This window comes from Actinacidiphila sp. DG2A-62 (assembly GCF_035825295.1).
Classification (GTDB): Bacteria; Actinomycetota; Actinomycetes; order Streptomycetales; family Streptomycetaceae; genus Actinacidiphila.
In genome coordinates, this window is sequence record NZ_JAYMGI010000002.1 from 1,478,603 (window position 1) to 1,493,456 (window position 14,854).

Here is a 14,854-nt window from a genome sequence, read left to right on the forward strand (position 1 = left end):
GCCGTGCCGCGGCCGGGTCGGATCGGGCCGGGCCGGGTCACGGGGTGATGGTCAGTGGTGTGCCGGGGTCGATGACGTCGACCGGGACGTCGGGGGCGAGGCGGCGGACGGCGTCGACGAACGCGCCGAGGTCGGACGCACCACGTTCTTTCGCCACTTCCGCGACAAGCAGGAGGTCGTCTTCGCCAGGGAGCAGGAGTTGCTCGGCCTGGTCGCCGCGGCCGGCGAGACGGACCAGGCGGACGACGCCCCGCCTCCGCGCAGTGTCACCGAGGCCGTCGAGCAGCTGGGCCCGGTCCTGCTCGCCCTGTGTTCCCGGGCGACCGCCGATCCCGCGGGCTACACCAGCCACTACGCGTTGATCGAGCAGCACCCGGAACTGCGCGACCGCGACGCCGCGAAGATGCGGCAACTCGGGGAGAAGCTGAGCGAACTGCTCGTCCGACGCGGAGCCGACGAAGCGACCGCGGTCCTCGCCGGCCACATCGCACTGGCCTGCTTCCAGACCGCCAGACGTCTCGGCAACAATCCGCTCACCCTGGAGGACGACACCCGCGCCGCACTCGCCCGAGCGCTGCCCCTCGGGACCGGCACCAGCGCGCCGGCCCCGAACCCGGCCGGATCGCGACCCGTCGAGGCGAGAACGGCTACGTGTGGATGCGCCGGTTCGAGGACGAGGACCAGAGCAGGAAGCTGTACGAGGCCGTCTACCAGCACGACCGCTGGGAGAACGAGATCGGGCCGGTCGTCCACGGCCTGCTGATCTCCGAGAAGACCGTCGTCACCCGCGTGGTCCCCACTCCGGCCTCGCCCCTGCGGTGACCCGGCTCCGGGCAGTTCGAGCAGGCCCTGTCCGCACTGGGCTTCGAGCTGCCCGGCCCCTGACCGGCCGCGCACCCGGCGGGCTCCCCCTCTCCCCCTCTCCCCCTGCACGCGCACCGACGCGCACCGGATCACACGACACCGGCGCCCGAGTCGTTCGACGCACGGGTGCGCGGGGAAGCGACGGCCGCCGTCGTCGACCCGAGCAGTGCGAGCTTCTCGGCGCTGCCGCTGTCGGGATGCGGGTGCCAGACGACCAGCAGCAGACCGGTCGGCCCGCTGATCACCAGCTTCTCCCGCATCAGGGTCAGCTCTCCCATCTGCGGATGTGCCAGCCGGGAGGGCGGCGTGCCGGTCCGCGGCTGGACGTCGTGACGCGCCCACAGCTCGCGGAACCGCCGGCTGCGCAACGACAGTTCGCCGACCAGTTCCACGGTCCTGGCGTCGTCCGCGGCGTCGGCCACGCTCGCGCGGAACGCCGCGACCATCTCCGCGGCCACCGCGTCCCAGTCCGGGAACAGCGCGCGCTCCTCCGGGTCCAGGAACGCCGCGAGCAGACGGTTCCGACCGGTCTGGAAGTTCGGCGAGAGCGCCACCGCGAGCCGGTTGGCGGCGAGGACGTCGAAGTGGCGGTCCTCCACGAACACCGGCAGGTGCAGCGTCTCGACCAGGAGCCGGATGCTCGCGGGCACCGCCTGGCGGGGGGAGCGGCGGCGCGCCGAAGGCGGGCGCGGGGCCGCGAGCCGCATGAGGTGCTCGGTCGCGGTCTGGTCGAGCACCAGTGCGCGGGCCAGGGATTCCAGCACGGCCGGCGACGGATTGCGGTTGCGGCCCTGTTCGAGCCGCAGGTAGTACTCGGTGCTGATGCCGGCCAGTTGGGCGACCTCCTCGCGGCGGAGCCCTGGCACCCGCCGATCCCCCTGGAAGGGCAGACCCACGTCGCCGGGGCGTATCCGTTCGCGTCGCGCCCTGAGATATTCGCCCAGCAGATTGCTCTCGCTCATCGTTCGACGATAACCCCGATCGGACCGGCCCTGACGGGCCCTGACTGGTACTGACACTCCCAGGGAGTCAGAGGATCTTCACCGCTCCGCCACGGCGCCGTTAGCGTTCCGAACGGATTGCTTCGTGAATCCATTTCCCCGCGAGTGACGGAGGCGGAAAATGACGGCGAACGAGACGACGGGGGGTCGGAGCGACGTGCGGCGCGTCGCGGTCGTGACGGGCGGCAGCCGGGGCATCGGCCGGTCGGCGGTGCTCGAACTGGCCGCTCGGGGTGTCGATGTCGTCTTCACCTACTGTACGAACGCCGAGGCCGCGGACGAGGTGGCCGCCGAAGGACGCGAGCACGGACGTCGCGTCACCGCCCTGGGGTTGGACGTGGCCGACGTCGACGTGCTGGACTCCTTCGTCGACAATCTGCGCGTCGAACTCTCCGACATGGGCGCGGACCGATTCGACTATCTCGTCAACAACGCCGGGATCTGGCACACCGCTTCTTTCACGGACACGACCGCGGCGGATCTCGACCGGCTCTACGCGGTCAATGTGCGCGGGGTTTTCTTCGTCACCCAGAAACTCGTTCCGCTGCTGCGGGACCACGGGCGGATTCTGAACCTGTCCTCGGGACTCGTGCGCTTCGTGTTCCCCGGCAAGGCCGCGTATGCGGTGAGCAAGGGGGCGATCGAGCCGCTCACCCGGTATCTCGCCGCCGAGTTGGGCACACGCGGCATCCGGGTCAACACCCTGGCGCCGGGGGCGACAGCGACCGACTTCAGCGGCGGCGTCATCCGGGACGACCCGAACTACCGCAAGCGGGTCGGGGACATCACCGCGCTCGGCCGCCCGGCCGAGCCCGGGGAGATCGGCTCGGTGGTCGCCGCGCTGCTGTCCGACGACATGCGCTGGATCAACGGTGAGCGCGTCGAGGCGTCAGGTGGCATGCGGCTGTAGCGAGCGCTGTGACCGGACCCCGCGGCGCCGGCCCGTGCGCGTACGCCATGGTGATTAACCGGCTCGTCGACACCGTCGTCCGTCACCCACACCGGTCGCCGCGAGGGCGCCCGCCGGGGAACCGCCCCGCGTTCACCCGGCATTTCGGCTCGGGCTCGACAGCGGCCCTCGCCGGCGGTTCGCCGGCGTACCCGACCGCCCGCCGACCCGGCCATCGAAAGGTCAGCGTTCGCGTCCCCGGGGTTTCAGGGGGGTGGGCGGGAGGGGTGGGGCGTCGAGGCGGGGGGATGCGTAGCCGTGGACCTCGCCGAAGCGGGTGCCGTTGATCCACTCCTCGCGTGCGGTGACGATGTCGCTCTCCGTGCGACCGACGAAGTTCCACCACATGAGGATCTTCTCCTCGAAGGGCTCTCCGCCCAGGAGCATCAGGGAGCTCTCGTGGTCGGCCGCGAGTGGGAGCGTGGTGCGGCCGGCGCCGAGGTAGAGCATCGAGCCGGGGGCCAGGCGGACGCCGTCGACCTCGGTCTCTCCGGACATGGTGAGCACGGCGTACTCGAAGTCGCGCTCGACGGGGAGCCGGGCCGAGGCGCCCGCCGCGAGGGTGAGATCCGCGCCGACCAGCGGGGTGTGGACCGTGCCGGGCGACCTCGCGCCGTCCAGCTCGCCGAGGATCACCGTGGCGTGCACGCCGTTGCCTCCGGTGACCTGCGGCAGCTCCGCGTGGTGCTCGAAGGCCGGCGCGATGTCCCGGCGCACGTCCGGCAGCGCCACCCACAGCTGCGCGCCGTGCAGGTAGCGGGCGTGGTCGCGCGGCGACTCCTCGGAGTGCGAGATGCCGCGCCCCGACGTCATCAGGCCGAGCTCGCGCGGCCGCACGGTCTGCTTGCTGCCGAGGCTGTCGCGGTGCAGCACCTCGCCCTCGTGCAGCCAGCTCACCGTCTGCAGGCCGATGTGCGGGTGCGGCGGCACCTGCATGCCGGGCTCCTGCGCGATGTCGTCCGGCCCGTAGTGGTCGACGAAGCACCACGCGCCGACCATGCGCCGCCCGAGGTTGGGCAGCAGGCGGCGGACGACGGTGCTCTCGCCGAGCGGCACGGTCCGCGCGGTGAGCAGTTCGCGGACCGGCGCGGCGGACACGTCCTCGCGCCCGCCGCACTCGGTGGCCGCCGGTTTCACGTCGAGATTGCTCATGCCCCGATCATGCACCGCCGAGGGCCGCGGACGAGAGGTCCACCAGCTTCTCGGGAATGTCGGCCAGGCAGCCGCGCAGCCGCTCACCGAGCGCCTTGGCCTGCGGATCGGCCGCGGTGGAGGCCGCCACGCCGTCGCCGAGCAGGCCGTGCACGACGAAGTTCACCGCCCGCAGGCCGGGCAGCTCGTACCGGCTGACCGGCAGCCGCGCGGTCTCCGGCAGCAGGGCGCGCAGCCGGGGCACGTCCAGCCAGCCGCGCAGCCACGCGTACGCGAGGTCGTCGCGGGCCCACAGGCCGACGTTCGCGTCGCCGCCCTTGTCGCCCGACCGGGCGCCGATCAGCGTGCCGAGCGGCAGGCGCACGGTCCTGCCGGCCTGGCCGTTCGGTTCGGTGCGGGCCGGCCGCGGCGGGTCGGCCTCGGCGCCGGGCGGCCGTACCGGCGCGGGCGGCACGGCGTCGGCGAGTGCGGCGGGCGGCGCGCTGCGGGCGGCCTGCGACGGCGGGCGCGGCGCCGCGATCCTGCTCCCGTCCGCGAGCACCGCGTACTCGGTCACCTCCGACGCGTCCACCAGCGCCGGCCAGTACACGCCGTACTCGGTGGCCTTCGGCGAGGCGTGCTCCAGGTAGAGCCCAGGGTAGGCGGCCAGCGCGATGGAGGCGACGGCGGAGAAGAAGCCGCGCCCGGCCTTCGCGGGGTCCGGGTCCTTGACGGTGACGGTGAGCCGGTCGGCCTCGCGGCCGTGCTCGCGCCGCAGGTCGTACGTGGCGAACGCGGCCGGTCCGCCGGTCGCGTCGCGCAGCGCGGCCTCGGCGTAGTCGGCCTTGGCGTCCAGGTCGAGGCCGGTCAGGACGAAGGTGGCCGCGTTGCGGTGGCCGCCGAGGTGGTTGAGGCAGACCTTGAGGTGGGCGGGCGCGGGCTCGCCGGCGACCGGGCCGACGGCGACCCGGTCGGGACCCTGCTGGGTGAGCCGCACGGTGTCCAGGCGGGCCACCACATCGGCGTTCGGGTACGCGGGACGGCCGGTCTCGTACAGCAGTTGGGCCGTGACGGTGCCGACGGTGACCGCTCCCCCGGTGCCGGGGTGCTTGGTGATCACGCTGGAGCCGTCGGGGTGCAGCTCGGCGATCGGGAAGCCGGGGTGGACGGGGTCGGCGATCTCGGTGAAGAAGGAGTAGTTGCCGCCGGTGGCCTGGGTGCCGCACTCGATGATGTGGCCGGCGGTGACCGCGCCGGCCAGCGCGTCCCAGTCGTCCGTCGCCCAGTCGAACGCCCAGGCCGCGGGGCCGACGACGAGCGAGGCGTCGGCGACCCGGCCGCAGATCACCACGTCCGCGCCGGAGCGCAGCGCGGCGGCGATGCCCCAGCCGCCCAGGTAGGCGTTCGCGGTGACGGGGTCGACGCCGGAGCCGGCGAGCGGGCGGCCGGTGGCCAGGTGGGCGAACTCGTGGCCGCGCGCCTGGAGTTCGGCGAGCCGGGGCAGCAGGTCGTCGCCCTCGACATGGGCGACGGAGGGCTTCAGGCCGCCGAGCGCGGCGAGTTCGCGGACCTTCGCGGCCAGGCCGGCGGGGTTGAGGCCGCCGGCGTTGACCACGATCTTCACGCCGCGCTCCAGGCAGGTGCCGAGCACGTCCCGCAGTTGGGCGAGGAAGGAGACCGCGTAGCCGCCGTCGGGGTCGCGCTGCCGCGCCTTCCACAGCAGCAGCATGGTCAGTTCGGCCAGGTAGTCACCGGTGAGCACGTCGATCGGGCCGCCCTCGACCATCTCGCGGGCGGCGGAGAGACGATCGCCGTAGTAGCCGGAGCAGTTGGCGATCCGCAGCACGCCCTGGTCCGACGCGCCCTGGCCCGACGCGCCCCGGCGGGACGCCCGATGGGCGGGCGCGGCCGGACCGGGGGTCTCCCCCGCGCCCGGGCCGGGCGACTCGACGGGGTTTCCGGGCGTCGCACCAGTCACCGTACTCTCCCGTCACTTCTCCTCTGGGTCACCGACCTGGACGATCATCTTGCCGGTGTTGGCCCCGCGCAAGACCCCGAGGAAGGCGTCCACCATCCCGTCGATGCCCGGTACCACCGTGTCGTCCGGCACGATCCGGCCGGAGCGCAGGTGCGGTACGCAGAACTCCTCCAGTTCGCCCTGGAGTCGCGTGTGGTGGCGGACCAGGAAACCTTCGAGCCTCACCGCCTTGTGGACCAGGTCGTAGAGGTTGCGGGGGGCGGCCGGCGGCCGGTGCGGATCGTTGTACTGGGCGATGCTGCCGCACCAGGCGATCCGGCCGTGCTCGCGCATGGCGCCGATCAGGGCCTCCAACTGCTCGCCGCCGACGTTCTCGAAGCCGACGTCGACGCCCTCGGGCGCGATCGCCGCCAACTGCTCGGCGTACGGCCCCCGGTGGCGGTCGAAGGCGGCGTCGAAGCCCAGATCGCGCACCAGGTGCTCGGCCTTGGCGGCGGAGCCGGTGCTCCCGTAGACGCGCGCGGCGCCGAGCACCCGGGCGAACTGGCCCACCGCGGTGCCCACTCCGCCCGCCGCGGAGTCGACGAAGACCGTCTCCCCCGGCCGCAGCCGGGCGGTGCGGGTCAGGCCGACGTACGCGGTCAGGCCGGTGCCGCCGAGGACGCCGAGCCTGGCGCGCAGGGGTACGCCCTGGCCGCGCGGCAGCACGCGCGCCTCGCCGGGGGCGAGCAGGGCGTGGGTGCGCCAGCCCCGCCGGTGCGAGACGAGGTCGCCGACCGCGAGGCCCGGCGCGGAGCCGGCCACCACCCGGCCGACGGCCCGCCCCTCCAGCGGCGCGTTCAGCTCCCAGACGCCCTCCTCCATGGCCTCGCGCATGTACGGGTCGACGGACAGGTAGATGTTCTCGACCAGGACGGTTCCGGCCGTGGGCACCGGCACGGCGTGCTCCACCCGCGCGAAGTCGTCCGCGACGGGCATCCCCACGGGCCGGGCGACCTGGTGGTAGGTGACGGCGACGGGGGCCGGGCCGGTGGCGGTCGGCGCGCGGCCGGTGGCGGTCGACGCGGGGCCGGTCACGGCAGCGGACACGGGTCCGCAGGAGGGCACAGGGACGGGTCCGGGTGCGGGCTGGGTCGTGCGGTGCGTGCTCATGCCCGGCACGCTAGGCGCGCGCGGGAGCGGGAGGCAGGGGGCCGCGGTGATGGGTCGGCCGGTTCCATGAGCGGCGCCGATGGATAAGGAGCCGCCGTTACCCTGGGCGGCATGACCGATCTCGCCGTGCGGGAGCTGCGCGTCCTGGTCGCCGTGGCGGGGGCGGGCAGCTTCACCGGCGCGGCCGAGCGCCTGGGCACCACCCAGTCGGCAGTCTCGCACACGGTGCGCGCCTGCGAACGCAAGCTCGGCGCGGTGCTGTTCGACCGCGGCCGGCACGGCGCGCGACCCACCGCGGCGGGCCGGGCCCCGGCCGCACAGGCACGGCGCGTCCTGCGGCTGCTCGACGGCATCGCCGACGAGGTGCGCGGCGCGGCGACCGGCGAGCCCTCGGGCACGGTGCGGGTGGCCGCGTTCCGCAGCGCGGCCGCGCACCTGCTCCCGGGGGCGCTGGCGGCGCTCGGCGTACGGCATCCGGACGTGGCGCCGCGGGTGCGGATCGTGCCCGACCTCGGTCCCGGCACGCCCGGGGAGGTCGTGGCCGGCCGGGCGGACCTGGCGATCGCGACGCTGGACGGCTCGGCGCCGCTGCCGCCCGGGCTCGTGCGCGGCGCCCTGCTGGCCGAGCCGTACGCGCTGGCACATCCGGCGGGCGCGGCCGACCCGCGGACGCTCCCCCTGGTCGACTGGGCCGAGAACTGCTCGTCGTGCACGCGCGCGTGGTGGTCGGAGCAGGACTGGATCCCGCGGGCCACGCTGGACGCGGGCGACGACAGCGTGGTGCTGTCCATGGTCGCCGGCGGCCTCGGGATGGCGATCATGCCCGCGCTGGCGCTGCTGGAGGCGCCGGCCACGGTCGCGGTCGCCGATCTGGGCCCGGGCCGTCCGACCCGCACCGTCGGCTACGTCACCACGCCGGAGCTGGCCGGGACGCGGGCGGTATGGGCGGTGATCCGCGAACTGCGCGCCGCCGCGAGGACGGTGCTGCCCCTGGTGCGGGGCGCGGCGGCCCCGGTCCGCGCGGCGACCGCGACCGCGCTCGTGGCGCCCGACGCGGACGCCGCCGCGACGGCACGCCGGCCGTCGCCGCGCCCGGTCGCGCGCACCGCGCGCCCGCCGCGGTAGCGGCTCCTGACCGCCGCGGTAGCGGCGCCTAACCCTCCGCCGGGTGATCCGCGTCCGCGCGGCGATCCGCCTCCGCCTCCGCCCGGTGCGCGAGCAGCCTGCGGTACGCCTCCAGGCCGTCGGGGACCCAGGGCCACCGCGGCAGCCGGGCGGTCAGCTCGTCCTCGGTGAGGAAGGCGTGCCAGGCGACCTCCTCGGGCTGCGGGTCGACCGGGAGCGTGCAGCGCACCTGGTACACCGCGGACCACCAGGTGTGCGGGCCGTCCTCGTACAGGAACCTGAACAGCGGTTCGGGCTGCGGGAGTCCGCTGACGCCCAGTTCCTCCTCGGCCTCGCGCAGCGCCGCCTCGTCGTAGGTCTCGTCGGCGCCGAGGACGCCGCCGACGAACATGTCGTAGTGCGAGGGGAAGACGAGCTTGCGGGCGGTGCGGCGGTGCACGAAGACGCGGTCGTGCTCGTCGCGGACCAGCACGAAGGCCGCACGGTGTCGCAGCCCCCGGGCGTACGCCTCGCCGCGCGGCGCCTGGCCGACGACGCGGTCCTGCTCGTCGACGATGTCGAGGATCTCGTCCGCGGAGAGCGGCGCCTGGTCCCCGGCGGCGGGGCCGGCGTCGCTGCCGGCGGCGGGACCGGTCGCGGGGCCGGGCGCGGCAGCAGGACCGCGCGCGGGCGCGGCGGCGGGATCCGGGCGGCGGGCGTCATCGGGCATGGTCGGGCGCTTCCTGCGAGCAGGGACTCGGCGGCGGCCGTCCGTCCGTGCTGACAGGGCACCGAGCGGCCGGCGCGGTACGCCGAGACTATCCCGGCGCCCCCGCGACGCGGCCGGGGCCCGCGCTCACGCCGTCGCTCACGTCCGCGCCCACGACCGTGGGCCCCTCCGCGTCCGGCACGAGGATGTCGAGTTCGCGCAGTGCCCCCACGCAGATCTCGCGCATCAGCGCCTCCGCGTCCGCGGCGTCGCGGGCGCGGACCGCCTCGGCGACGCGGACGTGCAGGGTGACCGCCTCCGGGTCGGGCGCGGTGAACATCACATGGTGCTCGGTGCGTCCGGTCAGCACCTCGGCCACCACGTCGCCGAGCCGCGCGAACATCTCGTTGCCCGACGCGTCGAGGACCACCCGGTGGAAGGCGATGTCGTGCACCAGGTACGCGGCCAGGTCGGCGGCGCGCCCGGCGGCGGCCATCTCCGCGGCCAGCACGGTGAGTTCGCGGCACTGCTCGGGTGTGGCGGCGTGTGCGGCGAGCCCCGCGGCGACCGGCTCGACCGCGGTGCGCAGCATGGTCAGCGAGCGCAGTTGGCGCGGCCGGTCGGCGCCGGCCAGCCGCCAGCGGATCACGGCGGGGTCGAAGACGTTCCACTCCTCGGTGCGGCGGACCGTGATGCCGACCCGGCGGCGGGACTCCACCAGGTGCATCGCCTCCAGCACCCGCACCGCCTCGCGGACCACCGTACGGGAGACGCCGTAGCGGTCCTCCAGCTCGTCGATGCGCAGGACGGTGCCCGGCGGGTGCTCGCCCGAGGCGATCGCCGGGCCCAACTCGTCCAGCACGCGCGAGTGCAGGCCGTTGCCGCCCGCCTCCCGCCCACCCGCCGTGTCCTCCTGACGCATACCCCCAGCCTAGGCGGACAGGGAGGCTCATAGCTCCACGACACGCACACTCATATGACGTTTACGTCACGACCTCTTGAATAAGTAGCACCTATGGGTGTTCAGTGGTCGCCAGCCGACCCGCCAGAACCACCACCCGCACCCGCCTCGCGCCGCGGCCGCCAAAACCCGGCACCCCGCGCCCGGCACCCCGCACGGGCGCGGACCTGTCCGAAGGAGTTGTCGTGAGAAAGCAGGACCGATGACGGCCGCGCCCGGCGCCCTCCCGGTGATCGTCGTCATGGGGGTCTCGGGTTCGGGCAAGTCGACCGTCGGCGGGCTGCTGGCCGAGCGGCTCGGTGCGCCCTACGCCGAGGCGGACGACTTCCACCCGCCGGCGAACATCGCCAAGATGTCGGCCGGGCACCCGCTGGACGACGCCGACCGCGCGCCCTGGCTGGACGCGATCGCCGGCTGGATCGCCGAGCGCGGCGAGCGCGGCGGCGTGGTCAGCTGCTCGGCGCTGCGCCGCCGCTACCGCGACCGGCTGCGGCGCGCCGACCCCGGCCTGTTCTTCCTCCACCTGGACGGGCCGCCGGAGCTGATCGCCTCGCGGCTGGCGGCGCGCATGGAGCACTTCATGCCGTCCGGGCTGCTCGCCTCGCAGTTCGAGGCGCTGGAAGCACTCGGGGCCGACGAGGCCGGCGCGGTCGTCGGCATCGAGGGCACCCCGCAGGAGATCGCCGCCCGGGCGCTGGCCGCGCTGCCCGGCGCGACGCCGTAACCCCGAGGCGACGCCGAAACCCCGAGGCGACGCCGAAACCCCTGACGTTCCTCCCGAACATCCCCCCGGCCCCGACCACCCTCCCGGACGTCCCCGGCCCCGACACCCCCCTGCCCCACCCTCGCCCAGCCCCCTCCCCGATCCACCCTCCCCCAGCACCCTCTGGAGTCCTCCGTGTCCGCACTCAGCGTCGAGCTGCTGGCCGCCGCCACCCCGCCGCCGATCACCGACGCCGGGAACACCCGGCTCGCCCTGTCCGCCCTCGCCGGGATCGCCGTCATCGTCGTGCTGATCACCCGGTTCAAGCTGCACGCCTTCCTGGCGCTGACCATCGGCTCGGGGGTGCTCGGCTCGGTCGCGGGCGCTCCGCTGGCCAAGACCGTCACCAGCTTCACCACCGGTCTCGGCACGACGGTGGCGAGCGTCGGCACCCTGATCGCGCTCGGCTCGATCCTCGGCAAGCTGCTCGCCGACTCCGGCGGCGCGGACCAGATCGTCGACACGATCCTGGCGCGGACCAGCGAGAAGCGGCTGCCGTGGGCGATGGCGCTGATCGCGGGCCTGGTCGGGCTGCCGATGTTCTTCGAGATCGGCCTGGTGATCCTGATCCCGGTGGTGCTGCTGGTGGCCCGGCGCAGCGGTCAGTCACTGATCAGGATCGGCATACCCGCGCTCGCCGGCCTGTCGATCATGCACGGCCTGGTGCCGCCGCACCCCGGCCCGCTGGCGGCGATCGACGCGATCCACGCGGACATGGGGACCACGCTGGCGCTCGGCGTGCTGGTCGCGCTGCCCACGCTGGCGATCGCCGGCCCGCTGTTCGGGCGGGTGGCGTCCAGTTGGGTCCACGTGTCGCCGCCGGAGCGGATGACGCCCGCCCGCGCCTCGGACGAGCTGGACACGCGGCCCAGCTTCGTGGCCACCGCGGGCACCATGCTGCTGCCGGTCGTGATGATGCTGGCGAAGGCGCTCGCCGACGTGTTCGTGGACGACCAGGGCAGCCTGACGTACCGGATCTTCGACGTCATCGGCACGCCGCTGATCGCGCTGCTGGCCGCGGTGATCGTCGCGATGTTCACGCTCGGCCGGGCGGCGGGCTTCGACAAGGAGCGGATGTCGGCGACGGTCGACGCCTCGCTCGCGCCGATCGCCGGCGTCATGCTCATCGTCGGCGCGGGCGGCGGCTTCAAGCAGACGCTGGTCGACTGCGGCGTGGGGCAGACCATTCTGGACTGGTCGAAGGACTGGAACATCTCGGCGCTGCTGCTCGGCTGGCTGATCGCGGTGCTGATCCGGATCGCGACCGGCTCGGCGACGGTGGCGATCATCTCCGCGGCCGGCCTCGTCGGGCCGCTGGCCGAGGGCATGTCGACGTCGCACACCTCGCTGCTGGTGCTGGCCGTGGGCGCCGGCTCGCTGTTCTTCTCGCACGTCAACGACGCCGGCTTCTGGCTGGTCAAGGAGTACTTCGGGATGGACATCCCGCAGACCCTGAAGACCTGGTCGGCGATGGAGACGGTGATCTCGGTGGTGGCGCTCGGCTTCGTGATGCTGCTGTCGGTGATCATCTAGCCGGTGACCGCCGGGCGACGTGAACCGCTCCGGCCGTCCCCACCGCGGGGACGGCCGGGGCGGTCGCCGTTCACCGGTGCGGGCTCCCGGCACGGCTCACCCGGGGCTCACCCGTGCGGCGTCGCCGGCGCGGCTCATCCGTGCGGGGCGGCGCAGCGGCTCACCAGCGCGGGACCGCCGGCGTGGTCCACCGCGGGTCCGCCTTGCGCATGGCCGCCGCGTCGTCGCGGTCGCGCATCGTGCCGTCGTCGTCGAGCCAGCGCCGGTGCAGCCGGTCGAGCGCGTCGCGGTCGAGGTCGACGCCGAGACCGGGGCGGTCGCTCACGGTCAGCGCGCCGCCGGGGAAGACATGGCGCTCGGTGATGACGTCCTCGGTCTGCCAGGGGTAGTGCGAGTCGCAGGCGTAGTCGAGGTTGGGCACGGTCGCGGCGACGTGGGTCATCGCGGCGAGGCTGATGCCCAGGTGGGTGTTGGAGTGCATGGACAGGCCCACGCCGAAGGTGCGGCAGACCGCGGCGAGCTGCTGGGTGTTGCGCAGGCCGCCCCAGTAGTGGTGGTCGGAGAGCACGACCTGGACCGCGCCGCGGGTGAACGCCTCGGGGATCTCCGGGAACGTCGTCACGCACATGTTGGTGGCGAGCGCCAGGTCGGTGCCGGCCGCGACCCGGGCCATCCGGTCGGTGCCGCTGGCCGGGTCCTCCAGGTACTCCAGCACGTCGGCGAGTTCGCGGGCGACCTCCAGGGAGGTCTCCACCGACCAGGCGCCGTTGGGGTCAAGCCGCAGCGGCCGGCCGGGGAACGCCTCGGCGAGCGCGCGGACCGCGGCGATCTCCTGGTCGGGCGGGAAGACGCCGCCCTTGAGCTTGAACGAGCCGAAGCCGTACCGGTCGGCGAAGCGCCGCGCCTGGGCGACGACGCCGGCCGGGTCGAGCGCCTCGCCCCAGTCGTCGGCTTCGCCCTGGCCCTGGGGGTGGGCGGCGAAGCGGTAGAAGAGGTAGGCGCTGTAGTCGACGCGGTCGCGGACCTTGCCGCCGAGCAGCGCGTGCACGGGCAGGCCGAGGGTCTTGCCGAGCGCGTCCAGACAGGCCACCTCGAAGCCGGAGACGACCGACAGCCGCAGCTTGTCGGCGGTCTGGACGCCGCGCAGACCGCCGACGTCGACGGAGTCGGAGACCTCCGCGGGGTCGCCGCAGACCTGGTCGGCGAGGGTGAACAGGCCGTTCAGGTCGCTGATCGAGCGGCCGGGCAGCGCCTTGGCCAGCGGCGCGGCGAGGTCGAGGTAGCGGGTGTCGCCGTACGTCTCGCCGATTCCGGTGGTCCCGTCGGCGGTGACGACCTCGATGATGAGGCGGGGGGTGTACGGCTGGTGAACGCCCTGGGTGTTGAGCAGCGGCGGATCGGCGATCAGGATGGGGGTCAGCCGCACCTCGGCGACGACGGTGCCGGTGCCGACGGCGCCGGCAGGAGTGGCCCTCGGAACCGCTGTCTGCATATGTGAATTAGGTTCACCCATAAGTCCAGAGCCTAGGCGGGCGCGGCACCGGGCGTCAACGCGGCCTCCCGTGCGCCGGCCGACGCGGGCGCGAGCCGCCCGCCACGGGTGTGACGTACGCGCCACGCGGGGCGCCGTAGGGGACCTGGACTGCATACCGACCAGTCGGTACGATTTCGGCCATGACGGATACGGACACTCCCCCCGGGCTCGACCTCGACCGGCTGCGCGCCTACCTGGACCGGGAGCGCCCCGGCATGGTGGCCGGCCCGCTCGACGCCCGGCTCATCGAGGGCGGCCGCTCCAACCTCACCTACCGGGTCGGCGACGGCGCGGGCGCCTGGGTGGTGCGCCGCCCGCCGCTGGGCCACGTGCTCGCCACCGCGCACGACATGGCCCGTGAGCACCGGGTGATGTCCGCCCTGGCCCCGACGCCGGTCCCGGTGCCGGGCACGGTGCTGCTGTGCGAGGACCCCGAGGTGCTGGGCGCGCCGTTCTACGTGATGGAGTTCGTGCCGGGCACGCCGTACCGCACCGAGGCGCAGCTGCGCGAGCTGGGCGCGGAGCGGACCCGCGGGATCGCGCTGGCCCTGGTCGACACCCTCGTGGACCTGCACGCGGTGGACCCCGCGGCGGTGGGCCTGGCCGACTTCGGCCGCCCCGAGGGCTTCCTCGACCGCCAGCTGCGCCGCTGGGGCAAGCAGCTCGACGCCTCCCGCAGCCGTGAGCTGCCCGGCATCGACGAGCTGCACGCCGCGCTGGGCCGCCGGATGCCGGTCTCGCCGCCGCCCGCAGTCGTGCACGGCGACTACCGCCTGGACAACGTCCTCGTCGGCGCCGACGACCGGCTGACCGCCGTGCTGGACTGGGAGATGTCCACCCTCGGCGACCCGCTCACCGACCTCGGGCTGCTGGTGATGTACGGCGAGCAGCAGGACATCCCCGGCTTCCCGGTCCCCACCGCGGCCGGCGCCCCCGGCCACCCGACCTCCGCCGAGACGGTGGAGCGCTACGCCGCCCGCTCCGGCCGCGACGTGTCGGAGATCGGCTGGTACACCGCCTTCGCCTACTTCAAGCTCGCCGTGATCCTGGAGGGCATCCACTACCGCTGGACGCTCGGCCGGACCCTCGGCCGCGGCTTCGACCGGATCGGCTCCGTGGTGCCGCTGTTCATCGACCGCGGACTGCACACACTCCAGCACCAGAAGGGCTGACCC

Annotated in this window: 14 protein-coding genes; 6 read left to right on the top strand and 8 right to left on the bottom strand. The window is 74.2% G+C overall.

The window, feature by feature from the left end; genetic code table 11:
• Positions 1-37: 37 nt before the first annotated feature.
• Positions 38-484, bottom strand: a complete 447-nt coding sequence (locus VSR01_RS06620) for a hypothetical protein (protein WP_326448341.1) — start codon at positions 482-484, stop codon at positions 38-40.
• Positions 485-657: 173 nt separating this feature from the next.
• Between VSR01_RS06620 and VSR01_RS06625 the strand changes: the two genes are divergently transcribed.
• Complete coding sequence (locus VSR01_RS06625) at positions 658-822, top strand: hypothetical protein (RefSeq protein WP_326448342.1); 165 nt, start codon at positions 658-660, stop codon at positions 820-822.
• Positions 823-953: 131 nt separating this feature from the next.
• Here the strand turns inward: VSR01_RS06625 and VSR01_RS06630 are convergent, their stop codons facing one another.
• Entirely contained in the window at positions 954-1,826 is an 873-nt protein-coding gene (locus VSR01_RS06630) for a helix-turn-helix domain-containing protein (protein ID WP_326448343.1), read from the bottom strand.
• Between the two features lie 160 nt (positions 1,827-1,986).
• Between VSR01_RS06630 and VSR01_RS06635 the strand changes: the two genes are divergently transcribed.
• A complete protein-coding gene (locus VSR01_RS06635) occupies positions 1,987-2,775 on the top strand; it encodes an SDR family NAD(P)-dependent oxidoreductase (RefSeq protein WP_326448344.1) in 789 nt (262 codons plus the stop codon).
• Positions 2,776-2,997: 222 nt separating this feature from the next.
• On the opposite strand, the gene VSR01_RS06640 is transcribed toward VSR01_RS06635, so the two are convergent.
• From VSR01_RS06640 to VSR01_RS06650, 3 genes are all read right to left on the bottom strand, one after another.
• Positions 2,998-3,966 carry a pirin family protein gene (locus tag VSR01_RS06640; protein WP_326448345.1) on the bottom strand — a complete coding sequence of 323 codons (969 nt, stop codon included), beginning with the start codon at positions 3,964-3,966 and terminating at the stop codon, positions 2,998-3,000.
• A 7-nt stretch (positions 3,967-3,973) separates the two neighbouring features.
• A complete protein-coding gene (locus VSR01_RS06645; protein WP_442785653.1) occupies positions 3,974-5,731 on the bottom strand; it encodes an acyclic terpene utilization AtuA family protein in 1,758 nt (585 codons plus the stop codon).
• Positions 5,732-5,935: 204 nt separating this feature from the next.
• Positions 5,936-7,012 carry an NADP-dependent oxidoreductase gene (locus VSR01_RS06650; protein ID WP_326448346.1) on the bottom strand — a complete coding sequence of 359 codons (1,077 nt, stop codon included), beginning with the start codon at positions 7,010-7,012 and terminating at the stop codon, positions 5,936-5,938.
• Between the two features lie 174 nt (positions 7,013-7,186).
• Between VSR01_RS06650 and VSR01_RS06655 the strand changes: the two genes are divergently transcribed.
• Positions 7,187-8,200: a LysR family transcriptional regulator gene (locus VSR01_RS06655; RefSeq protein WP_326448347.1), complete on the top strand. Its 1,014-nt coding sequence runs from the start codon at positions 7,187-7,189 to the stop codon at positions 8,198-8,200.
• 28 nt (positions 8,201-8,228) lie between these two features.
• On the opposite strand, the gene VSR01_RS06660 is transcribed toward VSR01_RS06655, so the two are convergent.
• Both VSR01_RS06660 and VSR01_RS06665 read right to left on the bottom strand, forming a co-directional pair.
• Positions 8,229-8,909, bottom strand: a complete 681-nt coding sequence (locus VSR01_RS06660; protein ID WP_442785406.1) for an NUDIX hydrolase — start codon at positions 8,907-8,909, stop codon at positions 8,229-8,231.
• A gap of 88 nt (positions 8,910-8,997) precedes the next feature.
• Positions 8,998-9,810, bottom strand: coding sequence for a FadR/GntR family transcriptional regulator (locus VSR01_RS06665; protein ID WP_326448348.1), 813 nt, complete (start codon positions 9,808-9,810; stop codon positions 8,998-9,000).
• Positions 9,811-10,051: 241 nt separating this feature from the next.
• Between VSR01_RS06665 and VSR01_RS06670 the strand changes: the two genes are divergently transcribed.
• Complete coding sequence (locus tag VSR01_RS06670; protein WP_326448349.1) at positions 10,052-10,573, top strand: gluconokinase; 522 nt, start codon at positions 10,052-10,054, stop codon at positions 10,571-10,573.
• 174 nt (positions 10,574-10,747) lie between these two features.
• Positions 10,748-12,145 carry a GntP family permease gene (locus VSR01_RS06675; RefSeq protein ID WP_326448350.1) on the top strand — a complete coding sequence of 466 codons (1,398 nt, stop codon included), beginning with the start codon at positions 10,748-10,750 and terminating at the stop codon, positions 12,143-12,145.
• A 160-nt stretch (positions 12,146-12,305) separates the two neighbouring features.
• Here the strand turns inward: VSR01_RS06675 and VSR01_RS06680 are convergent, their stop codons facing one another.
• On the bottom strand, positions 12,306-13,637 hold the full coding sequence (locus VSR01_RS06680; protein WP_326448351.1) for a glucarate dehydratase family protein: 1,332 nt from the start codon (positions 13,635-13,637) through the stop codon (positions 12,306-12,308).
• A gap of 182 nt (positions 13,638-13,819) precedes the next feature.
• On the opposite strand from VSR01_RS06680, the gene VSR01_RS06685 reads away from it, so the two are divergent.
• Positions 13,820-14,851 (top strand): phosphotransferase family protein, encoded by a 1,032-nt coding sequence (locus tag VSR01_RS06685; RefSeq protein WP_326448352.1) that lies wholly within the window; start codon positions 13,820-13,822, stop codon positions 14,849-14,851.
• Positions 14,852-14,854: the final 3 nt, after the last annotated feature.

What these genes read in the sequence shown, in the direction of transcription:
- VSR01_RS06625 (WP_326448342.1), top strand. Translation starts at nt 658, where the DNA reads ATGCGCCGGTTCGAGGACGAGGACCAGAGCAGGAAGCTGTACGAGGCC.
- VSR01_RS06630 (WP_326448343.1), bottom strand. Translation starts at nt 1,826, where the DNA reads ATGAGCGAGAGCAATCTGCTGGGCGAATATCTCAGGGCGCGACGCGAA.
- VSR01_RS06635 (WP_326448344.1), top strand. Translation starts at nt 1,987, where the DNA reads ATGACGGCGAACGAGACGACGGGGGGTCGGAGCGACGTGCGGCGCGTC.
- VSR01_RS06640 (WP_326448345.1), bottom strand. Translation starts at nt 3,966, where the DNA reads ATGAGCAATCTCGACGTGAAACCGGCGGCCACCGAGTGCGGCGGGCGC.
- VSR01_RS06645 (WP_442785653.1), bottom strand. Translation starts at nt 5,731, where the DNA reads ATGGTCGAGGGCGGCCCGATCGACGTGCTCACCGGTGACTACCTGGCC.
- VSR01_RS06655 (WP_326448347.1), top strand. Translation starts at nt 7,187, where the DNA reads ATGACCGATCTCGCCGTGCGGGAGCTGCGCGTCCTGGTCGCCGTGGCG.
- VSR01_RS06660 (WP_442785406.1), bottom strand. Translation starts at nt 8,909, where the DNA reads ATGCCCGATGACGCCCGCCGCCCGGATCCCGCCGCCGCGCCCGCGCGC.
- VSR01_RS06665 (WP_326448348.1), bottom strand. Translation starts at nt 9,810, where the DNA reads ATGCGTCAGGAGGACACGGCGGGTGGGCGGGAGGCGGGCGGCAACGGC.
- VSR01_RS06670 (WP_326448349.1), top strand. Translation starts at nt 10,052, where the DNA reads ATGACGGCCGCGCCCGGCGCCCTCCCGGTGATCGTCGTCATGGGGGTC.
- VSR01_RS06680 (WP_326448351.1), bottom strand. Translation starts at nt 13,637, where the DNA reads ATGCAGACAGCGGTTCCGAGGGCCACTCCTGCCGGCGCCGTCGGCACC.
- VSR01_RS06685 (WP_326448352.1), top strand. Translation starts at nt 13,820, where the DNA reads ATGACGGATACGGACACTCCCCCCGGGCTCGACCTCGACCGGCTGCGC.